The sequence below is a fragment of the Sphingomonas sp. genome, assembly GCF_036677245.1.
GTDB lineage: Bacteria > Pseudomonadota > Alphaproteobacteria > Sphingomonadales > Sphingomonadaceae > Allosphingosinicella.
Genome location: NZ_JAKFCG010000082.1, coordinates 90584 through 111790 on the forward strand (window position 1 = coordinate 90584; position 21207 = coordinate 111790).

22 protein-coding genes are annotated in these 21207 nt (G+C 66.7%); 7 read left to right on the plus strand and 15 right to left on the minus strand.

Annotation, left to right across the window (positions count from 1 at the left end):
• Positions 1 to 8 precede the first annotated feature (8 nt).
• Entirely contained in the window at positions 9 to 1214 is a 1206-nt protein-coding gene (gene metC / locus V6M48_RS09850) for a cystathionine beta-lyase (RefSeq protein WP_332812360.1), read from the minus strand.
• Positions 1211 to 2113, minus strand: a complete 903-nt coding sequence (locus V6M48_RS09855) for a sulfurtransferase (RefSeq protein WP_332812361.1) — start codon at positions 2111 to 2113, stop codon at positions 1211 to 1213. Before V6M48_RS09855 ends, metC begins: the two co-directional genes overlap by 4 nt.
• A 150-nt stretch (positions 2114 to 2263) precedes the next feature.
• Here V6M48_RS09855 and queF point away from each other — a divergent pair, with 150 nt between their 5' ends.
• On the plus strand, positions 2264 to 2710 hold the full coding sequence (gene queF / locus V6M48_RS09860; protein ID WP_332812362.1) for a preQ(1) synthase: 447 nt from the start codon (positions 2264 to 2266) through the stop codon (positions 2708 to 2710).
• A 65-nt stretch (positions 2711 to 2775) separates the two neighbouring features.
• On the opposite strand, the gene V6M48_RS09865 is transcribed toward queF, so the two are convergent.
• From V6M48_RS09865 to hflK, 3 genes are all read right to left on the minus strand, one after another.
• The gene (locus tag V6M48_RS09865) at positions 2776 to 4335 is read right to left on the minus strand and encodes a Do family serine endopeptidase (RefSeq protein WP_332812363.1); all 1560 of its coding nucleotides are present in this window, start codon (positions 4333 to 4335) and stop codon (positions 2776 to 2778) included.
• Between the two features lie 113 nt (positions 4336 to 4448).
• Positions 4449 to 5309, minus strand: coding sequence for a protease modulator HflC (gene hflC / locus V6M48_RS09870; RefSeq protein ID WP_332812364.1), 861 nt, complete (start codon positions 5307 to 5309; stop codon positions 4449 to 4451).
• Positions 5306 to 6382, minus strand: coding sequence for an FtsH protease activity modulator HflK (hflK, locus tag V6M48_RS09875; protein ID WP_332812365.1), 1077 nt, complete (start codon positions 6380 to 6382; stop codon positions 5306 to 5308). The genes hflC and hflK overlap by 4 nt, the downstream gene beginning before the upstream one ends.
• Before the next feature lie 72 nt (positions 6383 to 6454).
• On the opposite strand from hflK, the gene V6M48_RS09880 reads away from it, so the two are divergent.
• Positions 6455 to 7462: an Mrp/NBP35 family ATP-binding protein gene (locus tag V6M48_RS09880; RefSeq protein WP_332812366.1), complete on the plus strand. Its 1008-nt coding sequence runs from the start codon at positions 6455 to 6457 to the stop codon at positions 7460 to 7462.
• Between the two features lie 48 nt (positions 7463 to 7510).
• Complete coding sequence (locus V6M48_RS09885; RefSeq protein WP_332812367.1) at positions 7511 to 7939, plus strand: CoA-binding protein; 429 nt, start codon at positions 7511 to 7513, stop codon at positions 7937 to 7939.
• A 132-nt stretch (positions 7940 to 8071) separates the two neighbouring features.
• Here V6M48_RS09885 and V6M48_RS09890 read toward each other — a convergent pair whose 3' ends face one another.
• From V6M48_RS09890 to ubiA, 3 genes are all read right to left on the minus strand, one after another.
• On the minus strand, positions 8072 to 8833 hold the full coding sequence (locus tag V6M48_RS09890; RefSeq protein ID WP_332812368.1) for a 3'(2'),5'-bisphosphate nucleotidase CysQ: 762 nt from the start codon (positions 8831 to 8833) through the stop codon (positions 8072 to 8074).
• The gene (locus tag V6M48_RS09895) at positions 8826 to 10172 is read right to left on the minus strand and encodes a TldD/PmbA family protein (protein ID WP_332812369.1); all 1347 of its coding nucleotides are present in this window, start codon (positions 10170 to 10172) and stop codon (positions 8826 to 8828) included. The genes V6M48_RS09890 and V6M48_RS09895 overlap by 8 nt, the downstream gene beginning before the upstream one ends.
• Before the next feature lie 69 nt (positions 10173 to 10241).
• A complete protein-coding gene (gene ubiA, locus V6M48_RS09900; RefSeq protein WP_332812370.1) occupies positions 10242 to 11156 on the minus strand; it encodes a 4-hydroxybenzoate octaprenyltransferase in 915 nt (304 codons plus the stop codon).
• Between the two features lie 112 nt (positions 11157 to 11268).
• Here ubiA and V6M48_RS09905 point away from each other — a divergent pair, with 112 nt between their 5' ends.
• From V6M48_RS09905 to V6M48_RS09915, 3 genes are all read left to right on the plus strand, one after another.
• Positions 11269 to 12024, plus strand: coding sequence for a 16S rRNA (uracil(1498)-N(3))-methyltransferase (locus V6M48_RS09905; protein ID WP_332812371.1), 756 nt, complete (start codon positions 11269 to 11271; stop codon positions 12022 to 12024).
• A gap of 51 nt (positions 12025 to 12075) precedes the next feature.
• Positions 12076 to 13449 (plus strand): glutamate--cysteine ligase, encoded by a 1374-nt coding sequence (locus tag V6M48_RS09910; protein ID WP_332812372.1) that lies wholly within the window; start codon positions 12076 to 12078, stop codon positions 13447 to 13449.
• A 98-nt stretch (positions 13450 to 13547) separates the two neighbouring features.
• Complete coding sequence (locus V6M48_RS09915) at positions 13548 to 13946, plus strand: hypothetical protein (protein WP_332812373.1); 399 nt, start codon at positions 13548 to 13550, stop codon at positions 13944 to 13946.
• A gap of 33 nt (positions 13947 to 13979) precedes the next feature.
• Here the strand turns inward: V6M48_RS09915 and V6M48_RS09920 are convergent, their stop codons facing one another.
• Positions 13980 to 15293, minus strand: a complete 1314-nt coding sequence (locus tag V6M48_RS09920; RefSeq protein ID WP_332812374.1) for a methyltransferase family protein — start codon at positions 15291 to 15293, stop codon at positions 13980 to 13982.
• Between the two features lie 160 nt (positions 15294 to 15453).
• Here V6M48_RS09920 and V6M48_RS09925 point away from each other — a divergent pair, with 160 nt between their 5' ends.
• On the plus strand, positions 15454 to 16080 hold the full coding sequence (locus V6M48_RS09925; RefSeq protein WP_332812375.1) for a PilZ domain-containing protein: 627 nt from the start codon (positions 15454 to 15456) through the stop codon (positions 16078 to 16080).
• A gap of 67 nt (positions 16081 to 16147) precedes the next feature.
• Here the strand turns inward: V6M48_RS09925 and V6M48_RS09930 are convergent, their stop codons facing one another.
• Genes V6M48_RS09930 through V6M48_RS09955 form a run of 6 tightly spaced genes read right to left on the minus strand, consistent with a single transcriptional unit; the run spans position 16148 to position 21116 of the window.
• Positions 16148 to 17626 carry a 4-hydroxyphenylacetate 3-hydroxylase family protein gene (locus V6M48_RS09930; protein WP_332812376.1) on the minus strand — a complete coding sequence of 493 codons (1479 nt, stop codon included), beginning with the start codon at positions 17624 to 17626 and terminating at the stop codon, positions 16148 to 16150.
• Positions 17627 to 17643: 17 nt separating this feature from the next.
• A complete protein-coding gene (locus tag V6M48_RS09935) occupies positions 17644 to 18132 on the minus strand; it encodes a flavin reductase family protein (protein ID WP_332812377.1) in 489 nt (162 codons plus the stop codon).
• Between the two features lie 14 nt (positions 18133 to 18146).
• Positions 18147 to 18671, minus strand: a complete 525-nt coding sequence (locus V6M48_RS09940; RefSeq protein ID WP_332812378.1) for a MarR family winged helix-turn-helix transcriptional regulator — start codon at positions 18669 to 18671, stop codon at positions 18147 to 18149.
• Between the two features lie 55 nt (positions 18672 to 18726).
• The gene (locus V6M48_RS09945) at positions 18727 to 19116 is read right to left on the minus strand and encodes a cupin (protein WP_332812379.1); all 390 of its coding nucleotides are present in this window, start codon (positions 19114 to 19116) and stop codon (positions 18727 to 18729) included.
• 3 nt (positions 19117 to 19119) lie between these two features.
• Positions 19120 to 20439, minus strand: a complete 1320-nt coding sequence (locus V6M48_RS09950; RefSeq protein WP_332812380.1) for an amidase — start codon at positions 20437 to 20439, stop codon at positions 19120 to 19122.
• Complete coding sequence (locus V6M48_RS09955) at positions 20436 to 21116, minus strand: DUF2848 domain-containing protein (protein WP_332812381.1); 681 nt, start codon at positions 21114 to 21116, stop codon at positions 20436 to 20438. The genes V6M48_RS09950 and V6M48_RS09955 overlap by 4 nt, the downstream gene beginning before the upstream one ends.
• Between the last annotated feature and the right edge of the window lie 91 nt (positions 21117 to 21207).

Here is a 21207-nt window from a genome sequence, read left to right on the forward strand (position 1 = left end):
CCAGCGAGTCATTTCTTCGCCGGATATTCGGCCAGAGCCGCACCGAGATCGGCGATCAGGTCGCCGGCGTCCTCGAGGCCGATGTGCAGCCTGACCATCGGGCCTTCCTGCGGCCGCGCGGTCGCGCTGCGTACCCGTTCCGGATCGACCGGGAGCGCGAGGCTCTCGTAGCCGCCCCAGCTGTAGCCGATGCCGAAATGCTCGAGCCGGTCGATCAGGCGCGCGCGATCCTGATCGCCCCCGCCGTCGAGCACGAATGAGAAAAGTCCCGATGCGCCTTTGAAGTCGCGCCGCCAGAACTCGTGGCCGGGGCATTCCGGCAGCGCCGGGTGGAGCACGCGCGCGACCTGCGGCTGCTCCGCCAGCCAATGCGCGACCTCGAGCCCGGATTTCTCATGCTGCCTCAGCCGGACACCGAGCGTGCGCAGCCCGCGTGCGGCAAGATAGGCGTCGTCGGGGCTCGCGCATTGGCCGAACGCGCGGCTGGTCTGCTCGAGGCCGGCCCAGCACGCCTCGTTCGCGCTCACCGAACCGAGCATCACGTCGGAATGGCCGACGATATATTTGGTGCAGGCGACAATGCTGATGTCGACCCCCGCCGCGAGCGCCGGGAAGAACAAAGGCGTGGCCCAGGTATTGTCGATCAGGGTCACGATCCCGTGCCGCTTCGCGACCGCGCAGATCGCAGGAACATCCTGGACCTCGAAGCTAAGCGAGCCGGGGCTTTCGAGAAAGATCGCGCGGGTGTTGGCGCCGATCAGCGTCTCGATCGCGTCGCCGATCAGCGGATCGTAATAAACTGTGGTGATCCCCATGCGCTTGAGCACGCCGTCGCAGAAAATGCGGCTTGGTGCGTAGGTGCTGTCGACCATCAGCAGTTCGTCGCCCGGGTTGAGCACCGACATCAAAGCGGCGGCGATCGCGGCGACGCCCGATGGAAAGAGCCGTGTCCCCGCTGCGCCGGGCTCGAGCTCCGTCAGTGCCTCGGCCAGCGACCAGGTCGTGGGCGTGCCCTGCCGGCCGTAATAGAGGGTGCCGTCCCGGGGCTGTGCCGCGCGCAACGCCGCGACATCGTCGAACAGGATGGTGGAGGCGCGATAGACCGGCGGATTGACGATACCGCTCGTCCATTCCTTGCGGCGCCCGCCGCGGACGATCCGAGTATCCACCCGCGCCTCGCCGCCCCCGTCTTGCCCGTGCTTGTCGCCGCTCATGACTGCCCCGTCGCGTTGGGGCCCGTCGCGTTGGGGCCCGTCGCGTTGGGGCCTGTCGCCTGGGGGCCCGTCGCCTTGGGAGTCGCCGGATCGGATCCCCATTCGGCCCAGCTGCCGTCGTACAATTTCACATCCTGCTTGCCGAGCAGATGCGCGCCGAACAGCAGCACCGCGGCGGTGATCCCCGATCCGCAGGTCGTCACCATCGGCTTGGCGAGATCGACCCCTGCCTCTTCGAATGCGGCGGCGAGCGCAGCGCCCCGCTTCCAGCTGTTGTCCGGGTTGAACAGCCTGCCTTGCGGCAGGTTCTTCGATCCGGGGATGTGCCCCGGCGTCACGCCCGGCCGCGGTTCCGGATCCTCGCCGGCGAAGCGCGACGCGCCGCGCGCGTCGACCAGCTCGTGCGCCGGCGAGCCGGCGATCGCGCTGACATGATCCTTATCGGCGAGCGCGGTCCGATCGAGCTGCGCGGTGAAATGGCCGCGCGCTGGCGGCGGCTGCCCGCTCTCGATCGCCCTCCCCTCGGCGATCCATTTCGGAAGGCCGCCGTCGAGGATCGCGACACGGCGCGCGCCGAAGCTGCGCAGCATCCACCAGGCGCGCGCGCCGCTGTGATGCGGCGAATTGTCGTAGACGATGATGCGATCCGCATCGCCGATCCCGAGCGCCTGCATCCGGCTGGCGAACTTGTAATCGGGCGGGAGCATGCCGGGCACCGGATGGTCGCTGTCGACGATCTCGGCGAGATCCATGAACGTCGCGCCGGGGATATGGGCTTCGGAGAATTCGTCGCGCGCATCGCGGCCATCGCCAGGGAGGTGGAAGCTCGCGTCGACCACCTTGAGATCGGGTGCACCCAGCTCGCCCGCCAGCCACTCAGTTGAAACCAGCGAGTCCATCCACATCATCTCCAAAGCACTGGAGGCTTCTTAGCGCGGGAATGATCGGAAGCGCGAGCCTTTCCCGCCGCAAAACACGCGCGGCGAACGCGGGCGACACACCGTCAAAAGCATATCCACCGCGCCGCAAAGCGGGCTAGAAGGCGCGGCATGACGCCCACCCATCTTGGTCAGGCGAGCAGGCTGCCTGCTTCCCCTGAAGAAGCAACGCTCGACTATGTCGCCAACCCGCGGCCGGGCAAGGCCTATCTCGTGCGCTTCACGGCGCCCGAATTCACCTCACTCTGCCCTGTGACGGGCCAGCCCGACTTCGCGCATCTGGTGATCGATTACGCGCCCGGCGAGACCATCGTCGAATCGAAGTCGCTCAAGCTCTTCCTCGGTTCGTTCCGCAATCACGCCGGCTTCCACGAGGATGTCACCGTCGGTATCGCCGAACGTCTCGTGGCCGAGATGAAGCCGCTCTGGCTCCGCATCGGCGGCTATTGGTATCCGCGCGGCGGCATCCCGATCGACGTCTTCTGGCAATCGGGCGAGCCGCCTGCGGGCCTGTGGGTGCCGCCGCAGGATGTACCCGGCTATCGCGGCCGGGGCTGAGCGCCCCAGACCTTGAATAGAGCCGCCCACCCGGCGCCACCGCTGCACCCGTTACCTCTTGGCGCTTACCTCTTGGCGAGGGTGACGCCGACGTAGACGGGCGGCGTGTTGCCGCGCCGGACGAGCAGCAGCACGCTGTCGCGCCCGGCGCTGCGCGCCGCCTCCACCGCCGCGGCGGCTTCCTCGGGCGTGCGAGTCTGCCGCTGGTTGATCGAGAGGATGACGTCGCCGCGCTGGATGCCTTCGGCCGCCGCGTCGCTCGACGGATCCACCGAGGCGACCACGACGCCGCGCACAGTTGGATCGGTGATCCGGAGCGAGCGAGCGACCTCCGGAGTCAAGGTCTGCACTGTGACGCCGAGGCTCTGGCGCGCCGAGCGCTGGCCGGTCGACTGCTGCGACTCGGCTGGCTCCGTGACAGGCGTCTCCCGCTCGATGCCGTTGAGGCGGGCCAATTCCTCCTCGGTCGGACGTTCGCCGATGACGGCGGTGACGGTCCGGCGCTGTCCGTTGCGGATGATCTCGATCGGGACCTTCGAGCCGACCGGCAGGCTGGAGACGATATAGGCAAGCGACTCGTCCGGCGTGACCGGGCGATTGTTGACGGTGATCACCACGTCGCCCTGCTGGATGCCCGCGCGCGCTGCCGGGCCACCCGCAGTGACGCTGCGGATCAGCTCGCCGCGGTTCTTGGGAATGCCGAGCGAGGCGGCAATGCCGTCGTCGATCGGCTGTAGCGCGACACCGATATAGCCTCGCTGCGGACGCTGCCCGCGGCGCAGCGCATCGATCACCGGCCGTACCTGTTCGGCCGGGATCGCAAACCCGACGCCGACGTTGCCGCCGGTCGGCGAGATCAACGCGGTGTTGATGCCGATGACGTTGCCGTTGATATCGAACATCGGACCGCCGCTGTTGCCCATGTTGATCGACGCGTCGGTCTGGATGTAGCGGTCGTACACGCCCGCGCCGATGTTGCGGTGGAGCGCCGAGACGATGCCGGCCGTCACCGTACCACCGAGCCCGAACGGATTGCCGATGGCGATCACCCAGTCGCCGACGCGGGTGCGCGTCGAATCGCCGAAGCGGACGAACGGCAGGTTGGTGGCATTGATCTTGAGCAATGCGAGGTCGGTCGCAGGATCGCGGCCGATCAAGGTCGCGCTATATTCGCGCCGGTTCGACATCGTGACCGTGATCTCGTCGACGGTCGCATTGTCGCGGGCGGGCGAGATGACATGGTTGTTGGTGACGACATAGCCGTCGGGCGAGATGATGAAGCCAGATCCCAGCGATCCACCACGCTGGGTGATGGTGTCGTTGCCGCCTTCGCCGCCGCCCTCGGGAACGGGAGCGCCGAACTGGCGGAAGAACTCCTCGAAGCCCGGCGGAAGCGCGCGCTGGCGGTTCACCTGGACGCTCTGGCGCGTCGAGATGTTGACCACCGCCGGCTGCAGCCGTTCAGCGAGTTCCGCGAAGCTCATCAGCGCTCCCGCGCGAGGCGCTGCCGCGCTGATCGTGCCCGGCTCGTTCTGGGCGGTCTGCGCACCGGCCGGATTCAGCGTGAGCGTCGCGGCGGTTCCGCCCAAGAGCAGTCCTGCGGTGATGCCGTAAACGTAACGCACGATAATGATCCTCCTAGATTTTTCTGCGGACCCCGGCCGGCCCGTCGCTCGCCGCCGAAGCTATGCCGCGCGGCTGAATGGGAATTGAATGGCTATCAGCGAGCGCCAGATGATCATCGCCGTCCCATGAACTCCCTTAGATATTGATTGTTCGGGGACAGGATGATGCTCGACCGGCCCATCTCTCCGCTTCCGTTGTTCACGAAGGTCGACCGGTAAGACTGCATCGCGCGGTAGAAGTCGTAAAAGTCCGGATCCTTGTTGAACGCCTGGGCATAGGTGTTGGATGCCCGAGCATCGGCTTCCGCCCTGATGATCTGCGCCTGCTTCATTCCCTGCGCGAGAATCGAGCGCGCTTCCTGCTGGCGGGCCGTCTGCATGCGCTGGAACGCCGACTGCAGCGGGGTTCCCTGCGGCAGATCGGCACGCTTGATGCGGACATCGACGATCACCGCGCCATATTGGCGCGCGACGCGGTTCAGCGCGATCTCGATATTCTGCATCAGCTGACCGCGCTCGGGGCTGAGCAATGCCGCGAATGGGCGCTTGCCGAGCTCGTTGCGCAGCGCCGATCCGAGGATCGGACGAAGCTGCTCGCTGACGCGATCCTCGCGCCGCGCGGAAATGTACATGCGAAGCGGATCGACGATGCGATAGCGCGCGAACGCATCGACCTGCAGGCGGAGCTGATCGGTCGACAGCACCTGCTGGCGATCCATGTCGACGCTGAGGATGCGCTTATCGATCCAGACGATATTGTCCATGAACGGCCAGCGCGCGATCAGCCCGGCGCCGGTCTGGCCGAATTCCTGTCCCGCCCGGTAGGGATTTATGATGCGCTGCGGCTCGCCGAAACGGACGATCACCGCCTGCTTGGTCTCGGGCACGACCGCGAAGGTGCTGCCGATCAGGACGAGCAGGATGATGGCGAGGAAGGCGAGCGCAATCGGGTTGCGCAGGAGACGATTGGTCACTGGCTCTGCTTTGCTTGGGGCCGTCCGGCGATTTCCGGCAGCGCAAGATAGGGGGTCACGCCCGGTGCTTCGACGATGGTCTTGTCGACCTTCGACAGAACTTCCTCCATCGTCTCATAATACATGCGACGGCGGGTCACCTCGGGCGCGAGCTTATATTCGGCATAGACCTTGTCGAACGCCGCCGCCTCGCCCTGCGCCTTGGCCGTGACCTGGAGCGCGGTGGCACGGGCGTTGTTGATGTAGGATTGCGCTTCCTGCTGCGCGGCGGTGACTTCCTTGAACGCGTCGTTGACGGCGGCCGGCGGGTCCGACTGCTTGATCGCGACGCCCTGGACGACAACGCCGGCGCCATAATTGTCGAGCAGCTCCTGCATCGCCAGCGCGACTCGCTGCTCGATCTCCGATCTCCCGGAGCCGATTGCATCGTCGAGCGTGACGCTGGCGACGACCGCGCGCATCGCGCTTTGCGCGACCTCGCCGATGGTCTCCTCGAGGTCGGCGATCTGGAACAGATAGCGTTCGGGGTCGCGGATGTTCCAACGCACCGAATAAGCCAGGTCGATCAGATTCTGGTCGGCGGTCAGGATCAGATTGTCGTCGCTCGGCTCGGCCGAGCCGATGTCGATCGTCCTGATATCCTCAACGTCGACCTTCTGGACGCGATCGATCGGCGACGGGAACGAAAGCCCGACGCCGGGGCCCAAGGTTCCGGAATATTTGCCGAGGCGGGTAATGACTCCGCGCTCCTGTGGGCCGATCATGTGCATCGAGGTGAACACCACCCACAGCAAGGCGAACACCGCCAGGCCGTAGAGCCAATAAGGGCGACCATCCTGCGAGAAGCCGCCGCCGAAGCGGTCGCGGCTCTTCTTCAGGAAGTCGTCGAGGGAGGTGACGTTGCCGACGCCCCCGGGTCTGCCCTTGCGCGGCGGCGGGCCCCAGGGACTGCGCGGGCCGCCGCCGCCGCCGTTGCCGCCGTCGCCGGAGCCTCCGGAAGAGCCCCAAGGCCCGCCCTTATTCTCGTTGAACGATGCGCCGAGGCGCGAGCCCCACCCAAGGATTTTTCTCATGCCTGCCTTTATAGGTAGCGGGGCGGCGGAAAAACAGTGGCAAGGCGCGTCAATGGCCTTATCGGCTGACGAATGACGGAGAATGTAGACCTAATCCTCGATGCATTGCGCACGATCGAAGACCCATCGGGGGGTGGCGACGTCGTTGCGACCGGACGCGCGGCGGCGCCGCGGCTCGAGCAGGGGATCGCCTCCTTGATCCTCGACGTCACTGGAATGCCGATCGCGACGCGCAAGAAGCTCGAACAGCAGATCAGCGCCGCGCTCGGCGCGGTCGCTGGGATCAGCGAGGTGCGCATCGCGATGACCGCCGACAAGGTCGGCCGGACGATCATCGCCGTCGGCAGCGGCAAGGGCGGCGTCGGCAAATCGACCGTCTCGGCCAATCTCGCGATCGCGCTCGGCCGGATGGGCAAGAAGGTCGGCCTGGTCGATGCCGACATCTACGGCCCCTCGCAGCCGAACATCATGGGCAGCCACGACAAGCCCGACGCGGTCGACAAGAAGATGATTCCGCTCGAGGCGCACGGCATCAAAATGCTGTCGATCGGGCAGCTCGTCGACCCGAAGCGCGCGCTCGCCTGGCGCGGGCCGATGGCGACCAATGCGCTCGCCCAGCTGATCGAGGCGGACTGGGGCGACAGCGAGCTGATCGTCGTCGACCTTCCACCGGGCACCGGCGATGTCCAGCTCTCGCTCATCCAGCGCTGGAAGCCCGCCGGCGCGGTAATCGTCTCGACGCCGCAGGATCTGGCGCTGATCGACGCGCGGCGGGCGATCGACCTGTTCACCAAGATGGACGTCCCGATCCTGGGCCTGGTCGAGAATATGGCGGGCTATGCCTGTCCCCATTGTGGCGAGATCTCCGATCCGTTCGGCCGCGGCGGTGCCGAGACGGAAGCCGCGGAGATGGGCGTGCCGTTCCTCGGGCGCATTCCGCTGACGCTCTCGATCCGCGAGGCGTCCGACGCCGGCACGCCGCCGGCCGCTGGCCAGGGCGAGGAAGCCGACATTTTCGAGCATATCGCCAAGGCTGTGCTCGACGAGGTGAACCGGAAGCGCTCGACGATCATTGTCTGATCGCGAGCGGTTCCACAGATACCGGCCGCTCACGCCGAGGAGACGAACATGCCGCTTAGCTCAGACGCCGCGCTCACCGACCTGCTCACGCGGGTCCGCACGATCGCACTGGTCGGCGCATCCGATCGGCCCGACCGCGCGAGTTATCGGGTGATGAAATTCCTCCAGGACCACGGCTATCGCGTGTTCCCGGTCAACCCGCAGATCACCGGCGAGCACGTCCACGGCGAATATGTCTGGCGCGAGCTCGGCCAGATCGGCGAACCGATCGACATGGTCGACATCTTCCGCCGGCCGCTCGCCGCCGGTGAGGCGGTCGACGAAGCGATCGCAGTCGGGGCCAAGGCGGTGTGGCTCCAGCTCGGCGTGATCAACGAGGAAGCCGCGGCGCGGGCCGAAGCGGCCGGCCTCGACGTCGTCATGGACCGGTGCCCCAAGATCGACATCCCAAGGCTTGGCTTGCCGAAGGTCGCTTGAGAGAGAGGGGCAAGGCGGCCCTGCAATGCTCTAGACTCAATCCCGGTTTGATTGAACCTGGATTGAGTCTGATATCTTTTGTTTTCCGTGACTTCCGATTCGTCAGGCGATTCCACCTGACTTGAAATCACTCTAGACCGCGTCCATCGCCCTTTCCCTCAGCCGCTCGACCGCCGCGGCGTGGATCTCCGGGGTCGCGACCAGCACGCCGAATGCGGCGCCGGCGGCGCTGTTGAACGTCAGCGGCTGCCCAAGGACGCCAGTCACTTTGGCGCCCGCCTCGCTGGCGATCAATGCGGCGGCGGCGATGTCCCATTCGAAGCCCCAACGCAACGTGACCGCCAGGTCCGCCTCGCCGGCCGCGACCATCGCGATGCGCAAAGCGATCGAGTTCGGCCGCTCGACGGGGACGAGATCCTGGTCGACGGCGGGAAGCTGGTCGGCGGGAACGCGTGCGCCGGCGAACTCACGCCGCCCGCTGACCCGGATCGGCTGGCCGTTCCGCCACGCGCCCTGCCCCTTGGCGGCCTTCCAATGCTCCCCGCGGGCGGGCGCGTCGAGCACGCCGAGGATTGCCGCGCGTTCCTCGACCAATGCGACCGAAACCGCCCAGCCGCTTCGAGCGCGCATATAGTCGCGCGTGCCGTCGATCGGGTCGACCACCCACAAGCGGCTGCGTTCGATACGGTCCGAAACGTCGAGCGTCTCTTCCGACAGCCATCCCGCCTCCGGGTCGAGCTGGGTCAGCTCGCGGCGAAGGAAGGAATCGACCTCGAGATCGACGGCGCACACCGGATGGCCGGGCACCTTTTCCCAGCGCTCATAGTCTCCCCCGCAGCGCGCCTGGGCGATCCGGCCGGCCTCGGCGGCGATGCGGGAAACCTCATCAAGCACCAGCGACCGTCATCCCTTCGATCCGAAACGTCGGGACGTTGACGGCGCGGCGATATTCGAGATCGTCAGCGGGTGTCAGCGTGCTGAACATGTCGATCAGATTGCCCGCGATCGTGATCTCGGCGACGGACGCGCCGATCTCGCCATTCTCGATAATGAAGCCCGACGCGCCGCGGCTGTAGTCGCCGGTGATCGGGTTGACGCCTTGGCCGATCAGCTCGGTGACGTAGATGCCGCGGCCGATGTCGGCGATCAGCTCGGCCTTGCCGAGCGAACCCGGCCTCAGCTCGACATTGGTCGCGCCCGCCCCCGGCGACCCGGTGACGCCGCGAATGGCATGGCCGGTCGGCTCGAGTCCGAGCTGCCGCGCCGACGCACTGTCGAGGAGCCAGCCGGTCAGGCGGCCGTCGGCGACGATATCGGTCGGGCGTGTTCCCAGGCCCTCGCCGTCGAATGGCTTGGAGCGAAGCCCGCGCGGCCGATGCGGATCGTCGCGGATGACGATTCCGGGCTGGAAGATGCGCTCGTCCTCACGCCCGAGCAGGAAGCTCGTCTTGCGCGCGATCGCAGCGCCGGTGATCGCGCCGATCAGATGGCCGATCAGGCTCGAGCCGGCGCGCCGGTCGAACACCACCGGCATCGAGCCGCTGCCGAGCTTGGCCGGATTGAGCCGCGCCAGGGTGCGTTCGGCAGCGAGTTTGCCGAGCACTTCCGGATCGTCGAGGTCGTTCCAATGGCGGACGCTGTGGCTCGCCGAATCGCGCTGCATGCCGCCGCCGCTGCCGGCGATGACGCTGACGGAGGCGCTGTAGCCGCTGGTCGTGTAGCCGCGGCAGAAGCCATGGCTGGTGGCAAGCGCCATCACCGAGCGGCCGGCGCTCACCCCGGCGCCTTCGCTGTTGGTGATCCCAGCGGCGCTCCGCGCGACATCCTCCATCGCCTGCGCGCGCGCCTTGAGCTCGGTCGGCAGCGGATCGCCGCCATCGTCGCCGTCGATCTGCACGCCGGGGCCCTTGAGCAGCCGGTCCTCCGGCGCCAGCCCGGCAAAATCATCCTCGGGCGCCTCGCGCGCCATCGCCGCCGCACGCTCGACCAGCGCTTCGAGCGCGTCGCGCGACAGGTCCGACGAGGATACGCTCGCCGAGCGGCGGCCGACGAAGAAGCGCAGCCCGATCTCTTCGCCTTCGGAACGCTCGACATCCTCGAGCGCGCCGAGCCGCACCTGGATGCCGGTCGAGGCATCGGCGACATAAAGGACGTCGGCGGCATCGGCACCGGCCTTCTTGGCCGCCTCTATCAGCGCGGCGGCGCGCGCTTCGGCTTCGGATATGCTGAGCATGGCGAGCGCTTAGGGCTGGAACGCGGCAAAAGCAAAGGCGGAGGCCGCACGCCGGGCTCTATGCGAGGTCTAGGCGGCGCTGCCGACCACCAGGCATCCTAGGAACATCAGCAGGCCCGCAAATCGGTTCGCGCGGAACTTGGCCAGAGCGTCGCCAGGATCGTCCTGCCTCAAGGTCGCCGCCTGCCAGGCGAGATGGAGCGCCATTGGCAGCAACGCGGCCAGCGCGAGCGCATCCGGCCGGACCATTGCGATAGCGCCCGCCCACAGCAGCATCGCCAGCGCGTAGAGCAAAGCCACACCGGCGCGAGCGCGATCGCCAAGCGCCAGCGCCGAGGATTTGACTCCCACCAGGGCATCATCCTCCCGATCCTGCAGCGCATAGATCGTGTCATAGCCCATCGCCCAGACCACCGATCCGGCATAGAGCAGAAGCCCCGGCGCGCTGAGGCGGCCGGTCGCCTCGGCCCAGCCGACCAGCGCCGACCAGGTGAAGACGAGACCGAGCCAGAGCTGCGGCCACCAGGTGATCCGCTTCATGAACGGATAGATGGCAACGAGGATGAGGCTCGCGAGCGCGACCAGCTGCGCGAGCGGGCGGAGCTGGAGCAGCACGACGAGCCCGACGAGGCTGAGCCCGACCAGCAACGCGACGGCGCCGCCGAGGCTCACCCGCCCGCTCGCAAGCGGGCGGAGCCGCGTCCGCTCGACCTGGCGGTCGAGGTCGCGATCGACGATGTCATTGTAGACACAGCCGGCGCTGCGCATCGCGAAGGCACCGAGCCCGAGCCACAGGATCAGGGCGATGCCGTGGCGGTCGATGCCCGCCAGCGCCACGGCCCAGGCGCCCGGCCAGAACAGCAGCCACGCGCCGATCGGGCGATCGAGCCGCATCAGCGACGCAAAGGGCCGGGCGGCGGCCGGCAGGGCGCCGATCAGCCCGCGGCGCTCGCTGTCCGGGACGAGTTCGAGTGGCTCGGTCACGGGCTCCTCTTGGCGGTCCGGCGGAGCGAAGTCGAGGCTTGCAGCCGACCCGTCCTGGCCGGCTGCGTGCTCGTCCCTTGTAAGGCGAAGGCGGGGGCCGCTAGATGCGGCGATGTCCGCCACTCCCGCCTGGCCTCCCTCCAGCCTCCCGCGCCTGTTCATCGACGAGCCGCTCGCCCAGAACATGCGGCTGTCGCTCGATGGGCCGCAGGCCAATTATCTCGGCGCCGTGCTGCGCCTTGCCGCCGGCGCGCAGGTCAAATTGTTCGATGACCGCAGCGGCGAATGGCTCGCCGAGATCGAGGAGGCGGGCAAGCGACGCGTGTCGCTGCGCATCGTCCGCCACCTTCGCGAGCGCGAGCCGGTGCCCGATCTGTGGCTCGTGTTCGCACCGATCAAGCGCGGGCGGATCGATTGGATCGCCGAAAAGGCCGCCGAGCTCGGAGTTGCGCGGCTGGTGCCGGTCGTCACCGCCCGGACGATCGTCGAGCGGGTCAATCTCGAGCGGCTGCGCGCGCATATGATCGAAGCCGCCGAGCAGTGCGAGCGCACCGCGCTTCCGCAACTGGATGAGCCGGCGCGGCTCGATGCGCTGCTGCGGTCGTGGCCGGCCGATCGCGACCTGCTGTTCGCCGACGAAAGCGGCGGCCAACCACTGGCGGCCGCCGCGCGCCCTGGGCCGGCTGCAATCCTGATCGGGCCGGAGGGCGGGTTCACCCAAGCCGAGCGCACCGCGGTCGCCGCGCTGCCGCAAGCGCGGCCGGTGTCGCTCGGCCCGCGCATCCTGCGCGCCGACACCGCCGCAATCGCCGCCGTCGGCGTCTGGATGGCCGCCGTCGGCGATTGGGATCGGCATGCGATTAGGTAGCATGCTGAAACCTACTGGCGGCCTTGCCTGCACGCCGCTAGAGCGCGATTGATGACGACCCGCACTGCTTCAGCCGCTGCTGATCCACCGATCGAGACGCGCGACGATTTGATCGCGCCGTTCCAAAAGGGCGAGAAGCCGAAGCAGGCGTGGCGCATCGGCACCGAGCATGAGAAGTTCGTCTACCGCCGAAGCGATCACCACGCCCCGTCCTATGACGAGCCCGGCGGCATCCGCGACCTGCTGATGGCGATGACCGAATTTGGCTGGACGCCGATCGTCGAGGGCGGAAACGTGATCGCCCTCTCGGGCCCCGATGGCGCGATCAGCCTCGAGCCCGCCGGTCAATTCGAGCTTTCCGGCGCCCCTTTGTCCGATCTCCACGAGACCTGCGCCGAGGCGGCGCGCCACCTCCGGCAAGTGAAGGCGGTCGGCGACAAGCTCGACCTCGGCTTCCTCGGGCTCGGCATGTGGCCGGACAAGAGGCGCGACGAGCTGCCGATCATGCCCAAGGGCCGCTATGCGATCATGCTGCGCCACATGCCGCGCGTCGGCACGATGGGGCTCGACATGATGCTGCGCACCTGCACGATCCAGGTCAATCTCGACTATTCCTCCGAGGCGGACATGGTGCGCAAGTTCCGCGTCGGCCTCGCGCTGCAGCCGCTGGCGACTGCCTTGTTCGCCAATTCGCCGTTCCTCGAAGGCAAGCCGAACGGCTATCTTTCCTACCGCAGCCACATCTGGTCCGACACCGACGGCGCGCGCACGGGAATGCTGCCCTTCGTGTTCGAGGACGGCTTCGGCTACGAGCGCTACGTCGATTACGCGCTCGATGTGCCGATGTACTTCGTGTTCCGTGACGGCCGCTACATCGACGCCGCCGGCCTGTCGTTCCGCGATTTCCTTGACGGCAGATTGCCGGTCCTGCCGGGCGAGAAGCCGCGCCTGTCCGATTGGGTCGATCATCTCTCGACCGCCTTCCCCGAGGTGCGTCTCAAGAGCTTCCTCGAGATGCGCGGCGCCGACGGCGGACGCTGGAACCGCATCTGCGCGCTTCCCGCTTTGTGGGTCGGGCTGCTCTACGACCAGGCCGCGCTCGATGCCGCGTGGGGCGAGGTCGAACATTGGTCGTTGGAAGAACGCCAGCGGCTGCGCGACGAGGTTCCCAAGCTCGGCCTCGCGACGCGCACACCCGACGGCGAGACGCTGCAGACGCTCGGCAAGCGCATCCTCGCGATCAGCGAGGCGGGGCTCAATGCGCGCGCCAGGTTCAACGCATCGGGAGACAGCGAGTCGGGTTATCTCGATCCGCTGCGCGAGATCGTGACGCGTGGGACGACCCCTGCCGAACTGCTGCTCGCCCACTATCACGGCGACTGGCAGGGCGACGTCAGCAAGGTCTATGACGAGATGAGCTTTTGAGCTTCGGCCGGCGCCGAGCCTGATCGCGAGTTCAGCGCCAGTTCATTGCGCGCGCGCGAGAGCAGGCTCATATTGGCGCTGAAAACAAGGAGCCCAAGATGCGCTTGATTCACTCATTGGCGGCAGCAGCACTGCTTCTCACCGGCGTCTCCGCCGCCGCGAAGCCGGCGGACCCGGAAGCCAAGCTCGCGCGTCTGCTCAAGGACCGCGTTCCCGGCAAGCCGGTGAACTGCATCGACTTCCACCGCGTCCGCTCGAGCACGATCATCGATCATACCGCGATCGTCTATGATGCCGGGAGCACGCTTTACGTCAACCGGCCGGTCGCCGGGCTGAACAGCCTCGACGGCTGGGATTATCTGGTCAGCTCGCCGAGCATCTCGCAGATCTGCAACGTCGACATCGTCCGGCTGGTCGACAAGAGCAGCCATATGGAGAACGGCTCGATCAGCCTCGGCCAGTTCGTGCCTTATACGCGGGCGAACCGCGGAAACTGAGACGCGGCGACGGTATGAGGCAAATGGCGGCGCCTATTCCGCCGGAAGCGGCGCCGGCTCGCTCTTGCCGCGCAATTTCCTGATCAGCCGCGGCAGCGGCGCGTTGCGCTCCATCCACTCGGCATAGTCGCGATAGGCCGGATCCGCGGAGAGATGCTTCTCCTCGGTCTTCGCCCGCCAGTAATAAATGGCGGTCACCGCCGCCAGGAGGGCGGTGTTGCGGATCGCATCGATCGCGCTGCCGCTCGCCGCCAGGAACGGCATCGTCGCCAGCCACCAGAACAGGCTTTTGGAGACATAGGCCGGGTGCTTGGTCCAGGCGTAGGGACCGTGGGTGAGGATGCCGCGGTGCGTGAGGTTCGAAAAGCGGATCCCGAATGCGACCGTCGCCCACGCATAGACTGCCGTGAGGAACACCAGCACGGCGCCGAGCAGCGCGGTGGCGACCGGCGAGCCGCTCAGCCAGCTAACCCAGTCGCCGGTGCCCGGATGATAATCGAGCGGCCCGCCCTCGTTCATCAGGATGAACGGGGGATAGCAGATCAGCGCCGCCATCCACCCCGCTGCATAAGGATGCGCCGAGCGGATGTGGGCGTCGAGCGGCTTCAGGGTCAGCATGTAGCCGACGGTCGCGAAGCAGACGTCGATCATGAACATTGCGGCGATCAGCCAATGCGCGAGCCGTACCGGATCGGCGGTGATCTCAGCCGCGTCCGGTGCGATCACCAACGACCAGTTGCCGGGGACGATCGACAGCATGAACGCGAGGAAAAACCCCTTGATCGCCCAGCTGCGGAAATAATCGTGGAGCAAGGGGCGATCGACCGCGGCGCCGCGGCCGACGATCAGCTGGCCGAAATGCCACGCACCGTCGCGCGGATCGACCAGCCGCCGGTCGAGCCAGATCACATAAGGAACCGACAGCAGCAGCAGCGGCACCGCCGCATAGCCGAGCAACTGCATCGCGAACAGATACGCCCCGTCCCAATACCAGCGCGCGACACAATAGAATGATCCGATGGCGCCCCAGGTCGCCCACAGGGCTGCGATCTTGGCGATGCTGATGTCGAGGCTTTCCGACAGCGGCCGCAGCGGGAGGCCCCATTGCAGGCCGGTGCTCGGGTTGCGGTGCACCCGATCGACGATCAGCGACCACATGATCATCGGCAGCGCGCAGGCGAGCAATGCGGCGAGCGCCGCGAGCGGGCCATCCATCCCCTGCCCCCGCGCAACGATCATCCAGCTCAGCAGACCGGCGAGGCCGGCAAGGCCGACCGCGCCGCTCACCGCGGATCTCGGCCGCGGATCGTGACGCACGTCGGGCGCAATCTTCAGCTCTGCGTTCATCGCGCCTGCCTAGCCAAAAAGGGTAAGAAAGCTGTGAATGCCGCCGCGCACGCGGACGGACCCGGTGGTCTTACCGGTCTTCTATTAAGCGGTTGGTAAACCACGGCGGTCTAGACGGCGAAGGATCGAAGATGCAGGCCATCGAGAGACCGGGGACCGAATGTTGAATCAGATGCATGTCGAAGAGACCAGCTTCTCTTTCTCCGAACGAGCACCCTCGCCGCCCGATCGGCGCAACAGCACGCGGCACCTCAAGATCCTGCGTGTCGGCTCGCTGATCATCGGCTCCAAGACCGAGCTCTGCCTGATCCGCAACATCTCGGCCGGTGGCCTGATGGCACACGTCTATTGCAGCCTCGACGTCGGCCAGAAGGTCACCGTGGCGCTCAAGAGCCATCATACGTTGAGCGGCACCGTGATCTGGATCGCCGACGGCAATGCCGGCATCGCGTTCGACGAGCTGATCGACGTCGAGGAGATGCTGTCCAACCCGGCGTTGCTCGAGAACGGCTGGATGCCGCGCATCCCACGTGTCGAGGTGGACTGGCTGGCGACGGTCAGGACCGGCGCCAAGATCTGCTGGGTCAGCGTCCGCGACATCTCGCAGGGCGGGGTCAAGATCGAAGCAGACGAGCGACTGGAGGCAGGCCAGCCGGTCGTGCTGACGCTCGACAAGTTCCGCTCGGTCGAAGGCGTCATCCGCTGGTTCGACGACGGCTTCGGCGGGATCTCGTTCAACGAGCTCGTCCCGTTCCACGAGCTGATGAGCTGGCTGCGCAGCAGCTGAACCAAAGCCGCACCGCCCCCGCAGTGCAGCGGGCGGTTGCTCCCCGCTTCGGGTTCGTCGCTAAAAGTCAGGCCCCCGCGGCATATTCAAGCGCCGGAGCTTCCTCCGGCAGCGCATAGCTCGACAGCAGATCGTCGACCATGCCGGTCGAGCGCGCCCAATCGTAGGTGCGGAAGCTGTGCCCCTTGGTGACGAAGGTCGCGCCCGCGTAGAACATCTCATATTGCGTGTGGCGGCTGGCGAATTCCGAACCGACCGCATCCCAGGCCAATTTGAAGAATTTGACGCGCTCCTCGGAACTCGCGATCGGCGATTGCTGGGTCTTGCCGATCAACCGGGCGATCTCCGGATTGGCGAAATCGGCGGTGCCCGACGGCAGCATGATCATCCCGCCGCCGGCGAGATCGCGAAGCGAGTTGATCACCTTCGAATAGAGCTGCTGGGTCAACACCTGGGCCGCATAAAGGAGATGCGGATCGGGAACGTAATAAGCGCCCCGCATCGCGCCCTTGGCCTCCATGCCCTGGACCATGCCTTCGACCATCGCAGCTTCCGCCGCCAATTGCCCGAGCGCGTCCTTGACCGGCGGCAGGCCGATCGTGCCGTTGATCTCGGCCGTCTTGCGCGCGATTCCCATCAGGAAACGCATCTTGACCATCAGCCGCACCTGGCATTGGTAATTCTGCAGGACATGCGCCGGCGTCGCGTGGAACTGGCGCATCATCATGCCGGTATCGCCAGAGATGAAAACCCGGTCCCACGGCACCTTCACGTCGTCGAAATACATCACCGCGTCATTCTCGTCGAAGCGGCTGGCGAGCGGATTGTCGAACGTGCTCGGCGATGCCGCCTCGAAAGACTTGCGCGACAGCAGTTTCAGGCCGGGCGCGTTCATCGGCAGCGCCAGCGACACCGCATATTTTTCATCGCCGGGGCCGAGCGGCTGGATGCAGCTGACGAACACCTCGTTCGCCATGATCGCGCTCGTCGCCAGCATCTTGGCACCGCGCAAGGTGATGCCGGTCGAATCCTCGTCGACGATGCCGGCAGTCAGGAACTGGTCGGCCTGCTCATGCGCCGGCTTCGAACGATCGGCCTGCGGATTGATGATCACGTAGGTGAGGAAGAGGTCGTTGTCGCGCGCGTAGCGGAAATAATCGGCCAGCGCGGCCGCCCGCTTCGGATCATAGGCCTCGAACGTCTCGCGGCCCATCATGAAGCCGGCCATGCACGAGGCGACATGGTCGGGAGAACGGCCCATGAAGCCGTAATGGGTTTCGGCCCAGGCCTCCATTGCCGCACGGCGCTCGACCAGGCTCTGGTAGCTCGTCGGCAGATCCCAGGCGCGATTGACGCGCTTCCCGGTCGACGGGCTCTCGATCGTCATCAGCTCGGGATTCTTGGCCTGGAAATCATAGAGCGCGGCAGCGGAGCCGACCGCGTTGCGGAACGCCCGATGCTGCGTGACGTCGCCGGCTTCGGCGCCATCGATATAGACGACGCGCCCGTCGCGCAGCGAGGCCAGATGGTTGGCGCCGGTTTTCATTTCGCTGCCTCCGATGGTCAGGCCGCGCGCGCGGCAATGTGATGATAGCTGCCGCGGAAGAAGACCAACGGGTCCCCTTCCGCCGCCGTATCGAACCGCTCGACGCGGCCGACGATGATCAGATGGTCGCCGCCTTCATGATGGGCGAAATGCGTACATTCGAAGGTTGCGAGGCAGGGACGGATCAGCGGGCAGCCGGTCTCGCCGAGCACCGGTTCGACGCCGTCCCATTTCTCGTCCCTGGCAAAGGCGAAGCGGGTCGAAAGGTCGCTCTGGTCGTGGCGCAGCACGCTGATCGCGAAGCGCGGCGCGGCGAGCAATGCGGCCAGGCTCGGAGCGGTGCGGGCGATGCTGAACAGCACGAGCGGCGGATCGAGCGACACAGAGTTGAACGAGCTGACCGTCATCGCCAGCGGCTCGCGGCCATCGACCGGGGCGGTGACCACGACGACTCCGGTCGGAAAGTGGCCGAGGGCGTTGCGGAATTCGCGTGCATCGAAGGTCATGGCCGCTGCTCCGCTCAGGCCTGACGCCGACGCTGCTCGGCCATGAAGCGCAGCAGCGCCAGGCTCTCCTCGGTGCCGGCGACGAGCGACGCGATGATCTCGGCGAATTGCCGGAACTGCTTGGCATCGAGGCCGGCGAAGATCGTGTCGTTGACCGGACGCTGCGTCTCCGACAGCTCGGTGAGCAGCCCGTGCGCCTTATCGGTCACGCGCAAGATCACGCGCCGGCCGTCCTCGGGATCGGGTGTCTTGGTGACCAGCCCGGCCTTGACCAGCTTGGTGATCTCGATCGTGACGAATGCGCCGGAAAGGTGGAGATGGTCGCTGACCCGGCTGACGCCGACCTCACCCGAATCGGCAAGATGCTCGATCGCGATGAGGATCGAATAAGCCGGCCCGCTCAGCCCGATCACCTCGCCGAGACGGTTGCGGATTTCCTGGAGCCGGACCGCGAAGCCGAGCGAATCATGCACCGCCTGACGGAACAAGGCATCGCTATCGCCGTCGAGCAACTCGGGCCTGCTTACGGTCAACGACATCAGAATCTCCCTTAGATATTCAGACTAGCTTTGTACAAAAGCTATGTCAACGAAGTCACGCCGGGTCGTAATAATGGATCTCGAGCAGCAGGCAGCCGCCGTTCGAGCGGAACGGTCCGTGATGGACCCCCGGCGGACGACAGGCGTAGGTCGGCGCGGTGAAGTTCTCGCCGCCATTGCCCTCCGCGTCGTTGCCGACGGTGAGGTCCCCCTGCAGCAGGAACACCTCTTCCCAATATTCGTGCACGAACTGCGTCTTGGTGAACACGCCGGGCTGGAAACGGAGCAAGCGGGTGCGGCTGCCCTTCCTGTTGTCGGCGTCGAGCGTCCCTGACAGCGGAAGCTCGTCGACACCGCCGCCCGGAGCATAGCCCTCGGGGAGCTGCCAGCCCTCGCCGTCCAGCGCGAGGCGATGAAATTCCTTATGTTCCTTGGTGACCGCCATCTTTCATCCTTTCAGAATTTCGGCCGCACAGGCCGCAACACTCAGCAAATGGTCGTCTTGCCCGTTGAGGGCGGCGAGGCTCAGCCCGACGGGTGCGCCCTCGACCGGGCAGGGCAGCGAGATCGCACAGCCGTCGAGGAAATTGACGACCGCGGGATTGCGCAGCACCAGCAAATTGGTGGCATGATAGGCCTCGTCGCTCGCGAGGCTGGCCATCGTCGGCGCGACAATCGGCACCGTCGGCCACAGCAATGCATCCAGCCCGGCGATTCGCGCCGCGACCGACCGGATCATCGCCTGCCGCCGCGCGATCAAGGTCGCGTAAGCCGGCGCCGGCGTGTCCGCGCCCGGCATGATCCGCGCCAGGACCCTTGGGTCGTAGCGCGGCGCCGCCCCCGCGGCGAGGTAGGGCTCATGCCACCCATAGGATTCGACCGCGCTGAAATTGGCGAGCCGGCTCGTCGCCGGCAGCTCGTCGAGCTCGGGGAGCCGGATCGGCTCGATCGAGATTCCCCCCCGCACGAGCGCGGCGACGGCCTTGTCGAAGCCCTGCCCGACCTCGGGCGAGACATCGTTGGTGACGTAATTCTCGACCAGCCCGATGCGGATGCGGCGGGCGGGCAGGCTCGCACGTCCGCGGCGCGGCCCCTGCCCCGGCCCCGGCCCCGAAACGTCGCGCAGCACGTCGAACATGCCTGCGCAGTCGGCGACGCTGCGGGCGATCACCCCGATCGTATCGAGCGTCGTCGATAGCGGCAGCACACCCTCGCGCGAGATCGCGCTGGCGCTCGGCTTGAAGCCGACCAGGCCGCAAAACGCCGCCGGGATGCGGATCGACCCGCCGGTGTCGGTGCCGAGCGCGACGGGCACGATGCCGAGCGCGACCGACACGGCAGCGCCGGACGAGGATCCGCCGGGCGTCCGATATTCGTTGACGAAGGCCGGGTTGGCGGGAGTGCCGTAGTGCGGATTGAGGCCGAGGCCCGAGAATGCGAACTCGGTCATGTTGGTCCGGCCGAGGATGACGCAGCCGGCGCGCCGCAGCCGCTCGACCGCCACGGCGTCGCTCTGCGCCGGCGGTGCGTCGGCGAGCAAGGTCGAGCCCGCCGTGGTGGCATGATCGGCGAGATCGAAATTATCCTTGATCGTCACAAGGGTGCCGAGCAGCGGCGAGGCGGAGCCGCTCCTGCGAAGCGCGTCGGCGGCATCGCCGGCATGGCGCGCGGCTTCGTCGAGGCGCAGGATCATCATGTCCTTCGCGCCATCGCTGCGGATCCCGTCCAGAGCGCGCTCGACGCTGTCGCGGATGGTGCGGCTGCTCATGCTTCGGCGATCGGCAACGGCTCGACAGCATAGCTGTGGCGAAGGCTCCGGCCGAGCACCGGGTCTTCGAGCTCGAGCGCCATTTCGTCGGCGAAGCGAATCCCGCCATGGACCGGCAGCGTGCCGCAGAACATCACCGTTCCGTCGCCAACCGGGCCCTCGCGCTCTTCGTACAGCGCGAGCAGATCGTCCGGGCGGCGCAATCCGCCGACCGAACCTTGCTGATAGGTCTCGCCGCTCCGCGGCAAGGTGGAGCGCAAGGTCAGATCGTCCCAATGCGCGGCGACTTCGTCCCACGGCCACACCGTCACCGAGACCGGCTTGGCGCAAAGCTGCTTGGACAAGGTGATGCCGATTGTTTCCAGCGCACGATCGGTATGGTCGGAGCCGATTCCGACGAACAGCGCACTATCCTGCTTCCACAGCACCGCTTCGGCCTCGCCCGACGCTTCGCGGCCGACCATCTGCACCCGCCCGCGCGGGGTCAGCAGGTCAGCGCTGACCCGGTAGAAGATCGGCACGCTTTTGGGCGGTGCGACTCCGAGCGCGGCGAGCTCGTCGATGTGGGCGTTGAGCACCGCCACGTCGCGGCCAGTCCAGCCCGCTATCACCAATTGGCGGGGCTCGAAGGCCAATGCCGTCCGGCCGTTCTTTGCCTCGATCGTCAGCTCTATCACGCGCGCTGTCTCCTTGACCTTGGTGACACGACTAAGTTTTAAAAGCTTTGCAGACAAGCTAATCTTCTAGGTAGACAAGCTTCCAGATATA

What these genes read in the sequence shown, in the direction of transcription:
- V6M48_RS09885 (WP_332812367.1), top strand. Translation starts at nt 7,511, where the DNA reads ATGCCGCTTAGCTCAGACGCCGCGCTCACCGACCTGCTCACGCGGGTC.
- V6M48_RS09880 (WP_332812366.1), top strand. Translation starts at nt 6,455, where the DNA reads ATGACGGAGAATGTAGACCTAATCCTCGATGCATTGCGCACGATCGAA.
- V6M48_RS09945 (WP_332812379.1), bottom strand. Translation starts at nt 19,116, where the DNA reads ATGGCGGTCACCAAGGAACATAAGGAATTTCATCGCCTCGCGCTGGAC.
- V6M48_RS09925 (WP_332812375.1), top strand. Translation starts at nt 15,454, where the DNA reads ATGTTGAATCAGATGCATGTCGAAGAGACCAGCTTCTCTTTCTCCGAA.
- V6M48_RS09950 (WP_332812380.1), bottom strand. Translation starts at nt 20,439, where the DNA reads ATGAGCAGCCGCACCATCCGCGACAGCGTCGAGCGCGCTCTGGACGGG.
- V6M48_RS09895 (WP_332812369.1), bottom strand. Translation starts at nt 10,172, where the DNA reads ATGCTCAGCATATCCGAAGCCGAAGCGCGCGCCGCCGCGCTGATAGAG.
- V6M48_RS09935 (WP_332812377.1), bottom strand. Translation starts at nt 18,132, where the DNA reads ATGACCTTCGATGCACGCGAATTCCGCAACGCCCTCGGCCACTTTCCG.
- V6M48_RS09855 (WP_332812361.1), bottom strand. Translation starts at nt 2,113, where the DNA reads ATGGACTCGCTGGTTTCAACTGAGTGGCTGGCGGGCGAGCTGGGTGCA.
- V6M48_RS09920 (WP_332812374.1), bottom strand. Translation starts at nt 15,293, where the DNA reads ATGAACGCAGAGCTGAAGATTGCGCCCGACGTGCGTCACGATCCGCGG.
- hflK (WP_332812365.1), bottom strand. Translation starts at nt 6,382, where the DNA reads ATGAGAAAAATCCTTGGGTGGGGCTCGCGCCTCGGCGCATCGTTCAAC.
- V6M48_RS09930 (WP_332812376.1), bottom strand. Translation starts at nt 17,626, where the DNA reads ATGAAAACCGGCGCCAACCATCTGGCCTCGCTGCGCGACGGGCGCGTC.
- metC (WP_332812360.1), bottom strand. Translation starts at nt 1,214, where the DNA reads ATGAGCGGCGACAAGCACGGGCAAGACGGGGGCGGCGAGGCGCGGGTG.
- queF (WP_332812362.1), top strand. Translation starts at nt 2,264, where the DNA reads ATGACGCCCACCCATCTTGGTCAGGCGAGCAGGCTGCCTGCTTCCCCT.
- V6M48_RS09905 (WP_332812371.1), top strand. Translation starts at nt 11,269, where the DNA reads ATGTCCGCCACTCCCGCCTGGCCTCCCTCCAGCCTCCCGCGCCTGTTC.
- V6M48_RS09940 (WP_332812378.1), bottom strand. Translation starts at nt 18,671, where the DNA reads ATGTCGTTGACCGTAAGCAGGCCCGAGTTGCTCGACGGCGATAGCGAT.
- V6M48_RS09915 (WP_332812373.1), top strand. Translation starts at nt 13,548, where the DNA reads ATGCGCTTGATTCACTCATTGGCGGCAGCAGCACTGCTTCTCACCGGC.
- V6M48_RS09910 (WP_332812372.1), top strand. Translation starts at nt 12,076, where the DNA reads ATGACGACCCGCACTGCTTCAGCCGCTGCTGATCCACCGATCGAGACG.